This window comes from Streptomyces mangrovi, from assembly GCF_900114215.1.
Classification (GTDB): domain Bacteria; phylum Actinomycetota; class Actinomycetes; order Streptomycetales; family Streptomycetaceae; genus Streptomyces; species Streptomyces barkulensis.
In genome coordinates this window covers 410284-423454 of sequence record NZ_FOSG01000003.1, presented here as the reverse complement: position 1 = coordinate 423454, position 13171 = coordinate 410284, and the positions used below count along the sequence as shown (strand labels likewise).

General features: G+C 69.1%; 8 protein-coding genes and 2 pseudogenes. 3 read left to right on the top strand and 7 right to left on the bottom strand.

Annotated features, from left to right (window positions below; translation table 11 throughout):
- Window positions 1–131 precede the first annotated feature (131 nt).
- The 4 genes and pseudogenes from BM237_RS28945 to BM237_RS28940 all read right to left on the bottom strand — a co-directional run bounded on the left by BM237_RS28945 (window position 132) and on the right by BM237_RS28940 (window position 3931).
- Window positions 132–563 carry a hypothetical protein gene (locus BM237_RS28945; RefSeq protein ID WP_139238066.1) on the bottom strand — a complete coding sequence of 144 codons (432 nt, stop codon included), beginning with the start codon at window positions 561–563 and terminating at the stop codon, window positions 132–134.
- Between the two features lie 299 nt (window positions 564–862).
- Window positions 863–1414 carry a transposase gene (locus tag BM237_RS06520; protein ID WP_281253901.1) on the bottom strand — a complete coding sequence of 184 codons (552 nt, stop codon included), beginning with the start codon at window positions 1412–1414 and terminating at the stop codon, window positions 863–865.
- Window positions 1415–1437: 23 nt separating this feature from the next.
- Window positions 1438–2715: pseudogene (gene ltrA, locus BM237_RS06515) on the bottom strand (group II intron reverse transcriptase/maturase); the annotation flags it as partial.
- Between the two features lie 25 nt (window positions 2716–2740).
- Window positions 2741–3931, bottom strand: a complete 1191-nt coding sequence (locus tag BM237_RS28940) for a hypothetical protein (RefSeq protein ID WP_139238065.1) — start codon at window positions 3929–3931, stop codon at window positions 2741–2743.
- 729 nt (window positions 3932–4660) lie between these two features.
- Here BM237_RS28940 and BM237_RS06500 point away from each other — a divergent pair.
- Window positions 4661–4747 (top strand): annotated as a pseudogene (locus BM237_RS06500) (glutamine synthetase); the annotation flags it as partial.
- Between the two features lie 67 nt (window positions 4748–4814).
- Window positions 4815–7949, top strand: coding sequence for a bifunctional [glutamine synthetase] adenylyltransferase/[glutamine synthetase]-adenylyl-L-tyrosine phosphorylase (locus BM237_RS06495; protein WP_093848523.1), 3135 nt, complete (start codon window positions 4815–4817; stop codon window positions 7947–7949).
- Between the two features lie 294 nt (window positions 7950–8243).
- On the opposite strand, the gene BM237_RS06490 is transcribed toward BM237_RS06495, so the two are convergent.
- The 3 genes from BM237_RS06490 to BM237_RS06480 all read right to left on the bottom strand — a co-directional run bounded on the left by BM237_RS06490 (window position 8244) and on the right by BM237_RS06480 (window position 11639).
- The gene (locus BM237_RS06490; RefSeq protein ID WP_093848522.1) at window positions 8244–9089 is read right to left on the bottom strand and encodes a phosphatase PAP2 family protein; all 846 of its coding nucleotides are present in this window, start codon (window positions 9087–9089) and stop codon (window positions 8244–8246) included.
- A 36-nt stretch (window positions 9090–9125) separates the two neighbouring features.
- Window positions 9126–10196, bottom strand: coding sequence for a LacI family DNA-binding transcriptional regulator (locus BM237_RS06485; protein WP_093848521.1), 1071 nt, complete (start codon window positions 10194–10196; stop codon window positions 9126–9128).
- Between the two features lie 105 nt (window positions 10197–10301).
- Window positions 10302–11639, bottom strand: coding sequence for an extracellular solute-binding protein (locus BM237_RS06480; protein WP_093848520.1), 1338 nt, complete (start codon window positions 11637–11639; stop codon window positions 10302–10304).
- A gap of 239 nt (window positions 11640–11878) precedes the next feature.
- Here BM237_RS06480 and BM237_RS06475 point away from each other — a divergent pair, with 239 nt between their 5' ends.
- The gene (locus BM237_RS06475; RefSeq protein ID WP_093848519.1) at window positions 11879–13159 is read left to right on the top strand and encodes an extracellular solute-binding protein; all 1281 of its coding nucleotides are present in this window, start codon (window positions 11879–11881) and stop codon (window positions 13157–13159) included.
- The last annotated feature ends 12 nt before the right edge of the window (window positions 13160–13171 follow it).

Here is a 13171-nt window from a genome sequence, read left to right as displayed (position 1 = left end):
TCCTCCGCAAGGCCCGGTGCAGCACCAACCGCATCGGTCGCACGGTCGCCGCCGTTCACGCCATCGAGATCGCCTGGCGCTCAGGATGAGAAGCGCTCAGTAAGCTGACGGGACCTCACGAAATTTCGAGGCTAAATCGGCCCGTGCCAGTTCGACTCGCAGTGGATCTTAGCCCCGGAGGAGTTGACGTGGCATGCACGTGCGTGAACGTTACGAGTCTTGTACTTGCTGTAGTAAAACGCTCCGATGTTGCCGTCGCCGTTGTGTGAACAGTCGAAGTTCGGCACCATGCGGTGGTGATACCCGGACCAGGCGCCGTTGACGTAGACCTGGTAGGCGATTTCCTGGCCTGCGCAGTAGCCGTCCTCCTTCTCATCGTTGATCCATGATTTGAGGCTAACGTAGTTGTTTGTGCGCCACATATCGAGTGACTGGGTAACGTTGCCGGCGGAGCTCCAGGTCACGCCTACGTATCCATAGCCCTTACTGCTCGGGTCCGTGCTGGACGTATACCACTCATCGGCAGCGTACACGGCACTGGGTGTTGCGACCAGCAGCCCCATGGCTGCCAGGGATGCGATCAAGATGCGTCTCAAGGTCTCCCTCTCGAGTAGATGTCGTCGGTATCGTCCCGCGCTGAGGGCGCCGGGTCATTAGCAAAATGAGCCAAGCTGTTTGAACCGCTCAGGGTTTGTTAGCCTCGATCTTTCGTGAGGGTCCGCCGACGGAGTCGGCGGACCCTCACGCGTTCTGTTTCTGAGTCCGGGCAGGCCGAGGGCCCGGCTGTCGCGTCGGGTGGGCGCCGGTTTCCACTGCTCCGGGTCGGGGTGGTGCTGCTCGCAGGGACAGGCGGATCCGCTGGTCAGCCAGGGTCGGGTAGTTGGGTGAGCCGTTCGAGGGCGGCGGTGATGTGGCCGGTCCAGGGCCAGTGCCGGGCCAGGCGGAGGATTCGCCGACGGCCGGTGGTGACCAGCTGTCCGGCCGCGCTGAACAGCCGGAGCCGCAAGCGGCGGGGCTCCCAGAGCCGGGCCTTGCCGGTCAGGGCGAGCATCGGCAGCCTCCCCCAGACTCCGTCCGGGAGTACCCCAGCCAGCAGGTCGAGCGCGATCTGCACGATCTCCAGCCAGACCTTGTTCTGCGCGGTGTCGTGCAGGGGCAGGTTGCGCAGGCCGGTCGCGCGGGCGGCCCGGATCCGGTCCTCGGCCCTCGCCCGTAGCCGGTGACGCGGCTCGAGCTCGGCGATCGGCCGACCGGCGGTGTTGGTCGCGAAACAGGTCAGCCGCATGCCGTCCGCATCCGTGAGCCTCAACTGGGCCCCAGGGTGGTTGAGTCGGCCCGCAGCGCGGTGCCGGTGTCGCCACCGGTCCGTTTCTGCGGGCCGCTCGCCGAACCCGGCGTGCGCGTTTCCACGCACCGGGCTCTCCACGGTCTCTGCTGTCAGTCGTGGTCGGCCAGGGTCCAGGGATTCGGGATCTTGTTGCCGCGGTACCGGTATCGCTCGGTTGGCACCCGGCCGAGGTTGAACAGTTCGACCCCGTCTGACGAAGGCATGCGCCACCGGCCGGTGTGATCGGTGAGATGCCTTCGCAGATCGGTCCAGCTCCAACGGTGCAGCCGCATCCACCACCGGGCAACCCGCCGCCAGACGAAAATGGCGAGGGTTTGCATGGTGCTCTTGGCGACTGCGTATCTGAAGTAGTTGGACCAGCCGCGCATGATTCGGTTGAGCCGTCTCAGCACGTCCCTGGGTGGCTGTTGCGACAACCTGTGTGTCAGGGCACGAATCTTGTCCTTCAAGGACTGGATAGGCCGGTCGGCGATGAACGTGTAGACGTACCACTTGTCCGTACCTCGCTTGCGTTTCCACTGGAGGCGGAACCCGAGAAAGTCGAAACCTTCACTCATGTGCACGACGCGAGTCTTGGCTTCGGAGAACCGAAGATCCAGCGGTGCGAGCACACCAGCGATTTCCCCGCGCAGGGCTTTCGCATCGTCACGGCTACCGAACACGAGCACGACGAAATCGTCCGCGTAGCGGACGATCCGCCAGTTCGGCATTCCCCTCCGGCGGCGGAGGGCGCGACTTACGGGGCTTCCCGTCATCCCACCCGGCCGCCACGGCCCATGGACGTGCTCATCGAGCGTGCCAAGGGCGATATTGGCCAGGAGCGGGGACAGGACGCCTCCTTGCGGCGTGCCGGTCGGGTTGTCCTCGAAGTGACCGGTTTCGGCCATGACCCCGGCCTTGAGGAACGCCTTGACCAGCATCAGCACATGCTTGTCCTTGACCCGAGTCCGCACCCGGTCCATGAGGGCCGTGTGATCGATCGAGTCAAAGCACGCTTCGATATCCGCATCCAGCACCCAGCGGTAGCCCTTGGTGCCGAAGTACTGAATCTCCGCGACTGCATCGTGTGCCCGTCGCTTCGGCCGGAACCCGTATGAGACAGGCAGGAAGCCGGCCTCGAAAATCGGCTCCAGCACCAGCTTCAGCGTCGCCTGAACCACCCGATCCGCAATGGTCGGAATTCCCAGCTTCCGGACTTTTCCGCTGCCACCCGGCTTGGGGATCTTGCGTTCCCACACCGGAAGCGGATGAAACGATCCATCCTTCAACTGGGTTCGCAGGTCGTCCAGGAACCCAGACATCCCAGCGATCTCCTCGATATCGGCGACCGTCAGGCCGTCGACTCCGGGAGCTTTTGCGCCGGTGTTGCCCGCGACCCGGAATCAAAGATCGCTAGAGTTGGTCGACGCAGACTCGGAGAAGCGCATTGATGTACCCCGGAAATGGCACGTCGTGCATCGTGATGACGCCCCGGCTGGTGCGAATCTGACGGTGCATTACGTCGTCCGCCTGGTTCTTGAACTCCAGCAGTTTCTTGGCGTACTTCCGGTCTGCATCGGTTGGCCAAGCGTAGTTACTAGCCGCTGCCTCAAAGGACCTCTTTCCGAGGATCGGCGGCACGTGGTCGATGATGGCCCGCACCAGGGCATGGCAGGCGTAGGCGTGACCGTCCCGGAAACAGGCGTTCAACTCCCGGACGAGTTGCAGGAGCTTGTCCGGGCTGAGTCGAGTCTGGCCCTGCTTGGCCTCCAGCTCCTTGATGAGGTCTTCATTGACGTACTGCGGCGGGTCCTCGGACAGAGCGGCCGGGCGCGGGATGACGGCACCCGCGACCGTCGGCATGCCAGCCGTCAACCTCTCTCCAATCCGAATCTTGCCACCGGAAGAACCAAGCACCTGTGCCAGAGCAGGAGCCTGGCTTTCCGGGATGATGACGGTGTTAGCCGTCACAGTCCGTTCAGTAACCCGCTGCACATAGCCGTTCAAGTCGTCAACGCCACGGTAGTCCTTGAGCCATTTATGGAGCTCGAAGCGCCACCCGCCAGGATCCGTTCCCCACGGCTGAGCGCCGCGTCGAAGTACCGGCTCATGCTCGAAGATGCCCGGCAAAGCGGCCACGAACTCCTTTGTGACAGTGGGAAAATCTCGCTTGAAGTCGTCTGAAGTGATATAGCTGGCCTCCACCTTGTCGGGGGATGGCCTGACGGCCCGCTGGTGCTTAACGAAGTACTGCAAGACCGAGATGAAGTTTTCGCCAAAGACATGCCTCAGCTCTGGGGAGTGGAGACCCGCGGCAACAGTGAGAGCCGGACGGCTGTCATCCGCCAGGTGGACCCGGTCATACCAAGCCAGGCCATACGTTGCACCAACGGGGCTGTTGGCCCCGGCTACCGGCAGAGACTTGAGTACCTGCTCGGCGTCGTCGTACCCGAGATGATCCATCATCTGCTCGACGTAGCGCCAGAACGGCCACTGGCCGGTCTTTAAGTACTGCTCGGCCATGACCTTGAGCAAGGTGTGCTGCGCGTCATCGAGCGGGGCTGAAAGGTCCGGCACGGTTGATCCGATCTTGAACTGATTCACACAGATGACCAGATGCTACGCTGCGCCACTGACAGTCAGCCACGATTTTGAACGTCGCTTCTCAGGGCCGCGGAAGAGAAGTCGCGACCTGGTAGCGGATCATCCGCCACCATGGGGCACCGCCGGTGGAGCGATGACCTACTGACCTTGCATGCGTGATGTTGTCATGCTGGTTTGCGTAGGCCGGTGGCGTTGAGACAGCCGTCGAGGACGTCGTGTCGACACTGGAGCTGACGCAGACCGTGCCGGACGGCGGTGATCAGGTCGTCGGGGTCGGCACACGCGTGCCTGGTCGGCCAGCACACCCGTCGCTGAGGTTCGTGCCACACCCGTGCCAGATGCAGGGGTCAACCACGGTCAATACCGGTGCCCCGCGGTCGAGTAGCCGCCCGCTTCCTCGGCCGACGAAGACGCGGCTCAGGGCCGAGATCACCCAGCCTCTCTCCTAAAGCGGTGATGAGGCGTGGTGACATCAACGTCCCCGGACAGCAGCAGGCCGAGACAGCCATAGGAGGACCAAGAGTAACCAGACAGGTGAGGGTTGAGCAGGCCGCACCGCCCGGTGATCGAACTTGTAAGGCTGCAGTCAGTTAGCCGTTGTCGGTTGGGCCGTCTGTGGGCCGCCGAGGGACGGCCGGGGTAGCCGACAACGACCAACGACGGCCGTACGATGGCTGGTCACGGCGGCTCGTGTGGGGCCTCGCGCAGAACCGTAGGGTGGCTCACAAGTTCCTGCGCAACAAGAAGCAGGAGTGGGAGGAGTACCGCTCCGAGGTCACCGCCTTCGAGCTGCGCAAGTCCCTGCCGGTGCTGTAGCGGGCTCGCGGGATACGGGGCAGCACGGCGGGGCGGTACGGCGGCAGCGGCGAGAGGCAAGGCCACAGTGGTGCAGGGCGGTCGGCGGGACAGCCGGTTCGGACGGTTCGTGCGGCGCGGGTTCACCGATCCGGGGGCGGCCGTCCGCCTGCTGGACTCGCCCGCCCTGGCCCGGGTGCGCGACGACGCGGTGCTCCTCGACGCGCTCGGCGCCACCGCCGACCCCGACCAGGCGCTGCTGTCCTTCGTCCGCCTGGTGGAGGCCCAGCCGGACGAGGCCGGGCGGCAGACGCTGCTGGGCACCGTGTCGGCCGCCAAGCCGCTGCGCGACCGGCTGCTGGGCGTGCTGGGCGCCTCCGAGGCGCTCGGCGACCACCTCGCGGGCCACCCGGACGACTGGCAGGCCCTCCACTCCTACGAGACGGCCGACCTCCACCCGGGCGTCGAGGAGTTCGGGGCCGCGCTCGCCGGTGCGGACGGCCCCGACGACCTGCGCGTCGCCTACCGCCGCGCCCTGCTCACCATCGCCGCCCGCGACGTCCGCGGCACCACGACGGTCGACGAGACCGCCGCCGAGCTCGCCGACCTGGCCACCGCCACCCTGCGCGCCGCCCTGGCGATGGCCGGGCGCGAGGAGCCGGAGGACGCGCGGGCGTGCCGGCTGGCCGTGATCGGGATGGGCAAGTGCGGCGGCCGCGAACTCAACTACGTCTCGGACGTGGACGTCGTCTTCGTCGCCGAGCCCGCCGGGGGAGCGGGAGGGGACGGCGACGGGGAGAGCGAGGCGCTGCGCGCCGCGACCCGGCTCGCCGCGCGGATGATGCGGATCTGCTCCGACACCACCGCCGAGGGCACCATCTGGCCGGTGGACGCCAACCTGCGGCCCGAGGGGCGCAACGGCCCGCTGGTGCGCACCCTGTCCAGCCATCTGGCGTACTACCGGCGCTGGGCCAAGACCTGGGAGTTCCAGGCCCTGCTCAAGGCCCGCCCGGTGGCCGGCGACCCGGCACTGGGCCGCGAGTACACCGAGGCCCTGGCCCCGATGGTGTGGCAGGCCGCCGAGCGGGAGAACTTCGTCACCGACGTGCAGCAGATGCGCCGCCGCGTGGTCGCCGGGATCCCCGCCGCGCAGCTCGACCGCGAACTCAAGCTCGGCCCCGGGGGCCTGCGCGATGTGGAGTTCGCCGTCCAGCTCCTCCAGCTCGTCCACGGGCGCAGCGACACCGCCCTGCGCAGCCCCACCACGCTGGCCGCGCTCGACGACCTCGCGGCGGGCGGGTACGTGGGCCGCCAGGACGCCGCAGCCCTCGGCGACGCGTACCGCTTCCTGCGCGTCCTGGAGCACCGCATCCAGCTCCAGAAGCTGCGCCGCACCCATCTGATGCCCCGGGACGAGACCGAACTGCGCCGGCTGGGCCGCTGTCTGGGCTTCCGCCAGGACCCGGTGGCCGAGCTGACCCGCGCCTGGAAGCGGCACGCGGCCGTGGTGCGGCGGCTGCACGAGAAGATCTTCTACCGGCCGCTGCTGGACGCCGTCGCCCAGCTCGCGCCCGGCGAGGTCCGGCTGTCGGCCGGCGCCGCCCGGCAGCGCCTGGAGGCGCTGGGCTACGCGGATCCGGCCGCCGCTCTGCGCCATCTGGAGGCGCTCACCTCCGGAGTCAGCCGCAAGGCCGCCATCCAGCGCACCCTGCTGCCGGTGCTGCTGGGCTGGTTCGCCGACTCCGCCGACCCCGACGCCGGGCTGCTGGGCTTCCGCAAGGTCTCCGACGCGCTCGGCCAGACGCCGTGGTACCTGCGGCTACTGCGGGACGAGGGGGCCGCCGCGGAGAACCTGGCCCGGGTGCTGTCGGCCGGGCGGCTCGCCCCCGACCTGCTGCTGCGCGCCCCCGAGGCCGTCGCCCTGCTCGGCGACCCCGGCGGGCTGCGGCCGCGCGGCCGGGAGGCGCTGACCCAGGAGGCGCTGGCGGCCGTCGGCCGGGCCGACGGGCCCGAGCAGGCCGTCACCGCCGTCCGCGGGGTGCGGCGGCGCGAGCTGTTCCGTACCGCCGCCGCCGATGTCATCGGCGCGTACAAGGCGGGGGGCTCGGGCGCGGAGGGTGCTTCGGGCAGTGGGGCGGAGGGGGGCTCGGGTGGTGGTGCGGGCAGTGGGGCGGTGGGTGGTTCCGGGGGTGGTGCGGGCGGTGGTGCGGTAGGCGGTTCCGGGGGTGGTGCGGGGGACGCCGAGGGCGTCGCGGCCGCCGTGGACCGGGTGGGGGAGGCGCTGTCCGACCTGAACGCCGCGACCGTCGCCGGCGCCCTGCGGGCGGCGGTGGACGCCAGCTGGGGCGACACCCTGCCCACCCGCTTCGCGATCATCGGCATGGGCCGCTTCGGGGGCCGGGAGCTGAACTACGGTTCCGACGCCGACGTGCTGTTCGTCCACGAACCGCGCGAGGGCGTGGACGAGCGGGAGGCCGGCGAGGCGGCCCTCGCCGTCGCCGGCGAGATGCGCCGCCTCCTGCAGCTCCCCAGCTCCGACCCGCCGCTGCTCATCGACGCCGACCTGCGGCCGGAGGGCAGAAGCGGCCCGCTGGTGCGCACGCTGGCCTCCTACGGGACCTACTACCGCCGCTGGTCGCAGGTGTGGGAGCGGCACGCGCTGCTGCGCGCCGAACCGGTGGCGGGCGACGCGGACCTGGGCCGCCGCTTCGTCGAGCTGATCGACCCCCTGCGCTATCCGGAGGACGGCCTGGAGGAGGACGCGGTGCGGGAGATCCGCCGCCTCAAGGCGCGGATGGAGGGTGAGCGGCTGCCGCGCGGCGCCGATCCCACCACCCACACCAAGCTCGGCAGGGGCGGGCTGTCGGACGTGGAGTGGACGGTCCAGCTGACGCAGTTGCGCCACGCGGCCCGGGTGCCGGGGCTGCGCACCACCCGAACCCGCGCCGCGCTGGCCGCCGCGCGGGACGCCGGGCTGATCGGCGAGGAGGACGCCGCGACCCTGGACGAGGCGTGGCTGCTGGCCACCCGGGTGCGCAACGCGGTGATGCTGGTGCGCGGCAGGCCCGGCGACACCTTCCCCTCCGAGCCGCGCGAGCTGGCCGCCGTCGGACGCTACCTGGGGTACGAGCCGGGGCACGTGGGCGAGATGCTGGAGGACTACCGGCGTATCACGCGGCGTGCCCGGGTGGTGGTGGACCGGTTGTTCTACGGGGTGGAGTGAGGGTTTCGCCGGTGGGGGGGTGCGGGTTCGCCGGTGTGGGGGTCGGGGCCGGTCCGGGGCGAACATTCCGGACGGTATTATTTACGGCCGTTCCGTACACCGTTGCGTGAAGCGCCTATTGGCCGCAAATAATACTTGAGTGTCCGGAACGTCCGCCCCTCCCCGTCCCCTCCCGCCGTCGCCCGGGTGCGGGTCCGGGGTGGTGCGGGCCCGTTGTCCGGGTGCGGGCGCGTGGTCGGCACCCGGGCGAAGCGAGCCCCCGGCGCGGGGGAGGGGTTTCTCCCGTGGGTGGGGCTAGGGCGAGACGGGGACCAGGCGGGGGAGGCGGTGGGCCGGGGCGCCGTACCAGGCGCGGGAGACCGCGAAGCCTATGCCCAGGCAGATCAGCCCGCCGACCGCGTCCAGCCAGAAGTGGTTGGCGGTGCAGACGATGACCACCAGGGTGAGGGCCGGGTAGAGCCATCCGAGGATCTTCACCCACAGCGGCGCCGCCAACAGTGCGAGGGTGATGCCGCACCACACCGACCAGCCGATGTGCATCGACGGCATGGCCGCGTACTGGTTGGAGACGTTGGCCATGTCGCCCGAGGCCATCGAGCCCCAGGTGCCGTGGACCTTGACGGTGTCGACGAAGTGCACGCTCTCCATCAGCCGCGGCGGAGCCAGGGGGTAGAGGTAGTAGCCGAGCAGGGCGACGGCCGTGGTGGCGAACAGGACCGTACGGGTGGCGGCGTAGCGGCCCGGGTGTCTGCGGTAGAGCCAGACCAGGACGCCGATGGTGACGATGAAGTGCAGCGTGGCGTAGTAGTAGTTCATCGTCACGATCAGCCAGGTGACGCCGTTGACCGTGTGATTGAGGGACTGTTCGACGGCGATACCGAGGGCGCGCTCGGCCTCCCACAGCCAGTCGGCGTTCCGCAGGGCCTGCGCCTCCTGCTCCGGCACGGCGTTGCGGATCATGGAGTAGGTCCAGTAGCTGATCGCGATCAGCGTGATCTCGAACCAGATCCGGGGCCTGCGGGGCACGCGGATGTGCTGGGACACGGTGCGGCGCGGAGCCGGAGCAACCGTGTGTTCATCTGCCGGAGCGACATCGGTCACTCTGGTTTCTTCTGTCGTCCTCGCGATCGGAGCCCCCATGGTGCGCCAGTCTGCCAGAATCCGGATCCCGACCGATCATCCCCCGGGCCTGTCCTGGCCACCTCCGGTCCTCCCTGGGACGGACCCCCGCCCCTGAGGCGCGGAGGCGGTGGATCCGCGGACGACCAGCTCGGGCAGGAAGACGAACTCGCTGTGCGGGGCGGGGGTGCCGCCGATCTCCTCCAGCAGCGCCCGTACGGCCGCCTGGCCCATCGCGGTCACCGGCTGGCGGATGGTGGTCAGGGGCGGGTCGGTGAAGGCGATCAGCGGGGAGTCGTCGAAGCCGATGACCGAGACGTCGCCGGGAACGGCCAGGCCGCGCTGCCGGGCGGCCCGGATGGCGCCGAGCGCCATCATGTCGCTGGCGCAGACCACGGCGGTGCAGCCGTGGTCGATCAGGGTGCCGGCCGCGGCCTGGCCGCCCTCCAGGGTGTACAGCGAGTGCTGGACCATCGACTCCGCCTCGCTGGGCGAGAGCCCGAGCTGTTCCCGGAGGCTGGTGGTGAAGCCCTCCGTCTTGCGCTGCACGGGCACGAACCGGGCCGGCCCCAGGGCCAGGCCGATGCGCTCGTGGCCGAGCGAGATCAGGTGGGTGACGGCCAGTCGCATCGCGGCCCGGTCGTCCGGTGAGACGAAGGGTGCGCGGACCTTGGGGGAGAAGCCGTTGACCATCACGAACGGCACGCCCTTGCCGCGCAGCTGCTCGTAGCGCTGTGTGTCGGCGGTGGTGTCGGCGTGCAGTCCGGAGACGAAGATGATGCCCGCCACGCCCCGGTCCACGAGCATCTCGGTCAGCTCGTCCTCCGTCGAGCCGCCGGGGGTCTGGGTGGCCAGGACGGGGGTGTAGCCCTGACGGGTCAGCGCCTGTCCGATGACCTGGGCGAACGCCGGGAAGATCGGGTTCTCCAGCTCGGGGGTGATCAGCCCGACCAGCCCCGCGCTGAGCCGGCGCAGGCGCATGGGGCGCTCGTACCCCAGCAGGTCCAGTGCGGCGAGGACGGACTCGCGGGTGGCCGGGGAAACGCCGGGCTTGCCGTTGAGGACGCGGCTGACCGTCGCTTCGCTGACCCCCGCCTGGGCTGCGATGTCAGCTAGCCGTGCGGTCACAGCACCGGACTGTACCGGTCATGTGTCCGACTGCCCACCGTACCCGGGAGTTCGCCCGGATAGGTGCGGTTCCGTCCCCCGGGGCCGGGGGACGGAACCGGGGGCTCACCGTTCGACGCCGTAGCCGGGCAGCAGTCCGTCGCTCCACTCCTCGGCGGTGCGGGTCAGTCCCTCGCGGGCGGTCTCCTCGCCGCGCAGGATGGCCGTGTAGTGGGGCTGGAGGGCGACGAAGAGCTGTCCCCCCTCGGGGAGGGAGGGCCGGGCCACGGCCTTGGTCAGCGCCAGGTAGAAGGAGTTGCGCACCGGGTCGGACAGCACCTTCCCGGTGTAGGCGGCCGTACGGGTCGGCAGCAGCCCCAGGGCGAGGGCGGTGCTCTCCTGCCGCTTCGCGTCGGTCATGTACTTGACGAAGAGGTACGAGGCGTCGGGGTTCCCCGCCTCCGCGGAGACCACGAGGTTGTGGCCGCCGGTGGGGGAGCCCGCGGTGCCCGACCCGCCGGCCGGGACGGCGGCGATGCCCAGGTTGTCGCGGTCCTCGAACTCGGGGGAGGAGAAGATGTCGGCGGTCGCCCAGGGGCCGTTGATCATCATGGCCGCCCCGCCGCTCTTGAAGGCGTTCTGCATGGCGGCGTAGGCGTCCTTCTCCGGTGGCTCGGGCGCGGCGCCGGAGGAGACCAGGTCGGCGGCGGTGGCCACGCCCCGGACCGAGTCGGGGGAGGCGACGGTGATCGTACGGGAGCCGACGTCGACCAGATCGCTCCCCTCGCCGTACAGGAACGGCAGGGAGAAGAAGGGATCGGGGTTGAGGACGATGCCCTCGGCCCCGGTCTTCTCCTTGATCTCCAGCGCCACGCCCTTGAGGTCCTTCCAGGTGGACGGGGGGCGGCTGATCCCGGCCTCCTCGAAGATCCGGCGGTTGTAGAGCAGGGCGAGGGTGTCGGTCACCTGGGGGACACCGTAGACGCCGCCGTTCTCCAGCGTCACGCTCGCGGTGGTGGTCGGCAGGAAACCGGACATGTCGGCGTCCAGGGCGGGGGTGCCGGTGAGGTCGGCCAGATGGCCCTCGGCGGCGAAGCCGATCGTCCAGCCGACGTCCGCGCGCAGCACGTCGGGTATGCCCTGGCCGGACTCGACGGCGTCCAGGAACTTCTGCTGGGCCTGGTCGAAGGGGACGGTGACGTGCTCGACGTCGATCTGCGGGTGCTTCTTCTCGAAGGCGGCGACGAGCTTCGCGAAGTGCGGGGCCTCGGCCTCACCCGAGGTGTCCCACCAGGTGACGCTGCCGGAGGCGGCGGAGGTGTCGTCCTCGGCGGAGCCGCCGAGGACCGTGCAGGCGGTGGCCGTCAGGGTCAGGGAGAGGGCGGCGGCCAGCGCGGCGGTCCTGCCGCGTCGGGCGGCCCGTCCGGTCGAATCGGACGTGTCGGGGTGTATGTGACTTTCCATCGTGCTCTTCCCGTCTGTCCTCAAGCGGAGGATCCGCAGTGGAACGCGGAGGAAGGTAGCAGGGGTGCAACTTCTTGCGGAAGTCGTTGCAGACTCGTTTGCAGAAAGTTGCCGCAAGGTCTTTCTAAAAGATTGCCCCGCTGTTACGTTCCTGGTCAGCCCGGCGCCGCGACCGCGCGGCCCGCGCGGAGTACGCCAGTGCCCCCGCGAGACGGGCACCGGATCATGGAGGAGTTCACATGCGGCGTGGCATAGGGACCACCGCACTGGTCGCGGCCATCGCGCTCGCGGCCACGGCCTGCGGCGGCGGGGACGGCGACGGCGGCGAGAAGAAGAACGCCAACGGCGAACTGTCGGGCACCGTCGAGTTCTGGGACACGTCGGGCGACGCCGAGAAGGGCTTCTACAAGAAGGTCGCCGAGGAGTTCGAGGACAAGCACCCCGGCGTCGAGGTCAAGTACGTCAACGTCCCCTTCGGTGAGGCCAGCAACAAGTTCAAGAACGCCGCGGGCGGCGGCTCCGGCGCCCCCGACGTGATGCGCACCGAGGTCGCCTGGGTGGCCGACTTCGCCAGCCTGGGCTACCTCGCCCCGCTGGACGACACCGCCGCGGTCGACAACAAGGACGACTACCTGCCGCAGGCCTGGGGCAGCACCCAGTACGACGGCAAGACCTACGCAGTGCCGCAGGTCATCGACACCCTGGCCCTCTTCTACAACAAGGGTCTGCTGGAGAAGGCCGGCGTCGAGGTCCCGCAGTCGGTCGAGGACATCAAGGACTCCACGAAGGCGTTCGAGAAGAACGACGTCACCCCGTTCTACCTGCGTGGCGACGACCCGTACTGGTTCCTGCCCTTCCTGTACGGCGAGGGCGGCGACATGCTCGACGCCGAGGCGAAGAAGATCACCATCGACGAAAAGCCCGGCGTGAAGGCGTTCGAGGTGATCAAGGACCTGGTGGACTCCGGGGCCGCGACCACGGACACCACCAACGGCTGGGAGAACATGCAGAAGTCCTTCAAGGACGGCAAGGTCGCGATGATGATCAATGGCCCCTGGGCCATCGAGGACACCCTCGCGGGCAAGCAGTTCAAGGACGACGAGGACAACCTCGGGGTCGCCGCGGTCCCGGCCGGCAGCGCCGGCCAGGGCGCCCCGCAGGGCGGTCACAACTACTCCGTCTACGCCGGCTCCGACAACCTCGACGCCTCCTACGAGTTCGTCAAGTACATGAGCTCCGCCGAGGTCCAGAAGCGCACCACCGAGGAGCTGAGCCTGCTGCCGACGCGCACCTCGGTGTACGGGGAGAAGACCGTCGAGGACAACCAGATGGTCCAGTTCTTCAAGCCCGCCGTGGACAAGGCCGTCGAGCGCCCCTGGATCGCCGAGGGCAACTCCCTCTTCGAGCCGCTGCGCGTCCAGATGGCCGACGTGCTGACCGGCAAGACCAAGCCGGAGGCCGCCGCCGAGAAGGCCGGCGAGGAGTACGCCAAGCTCCTCGAGGACGGGGACTGGAAGTAAGGGTCCGGAAGA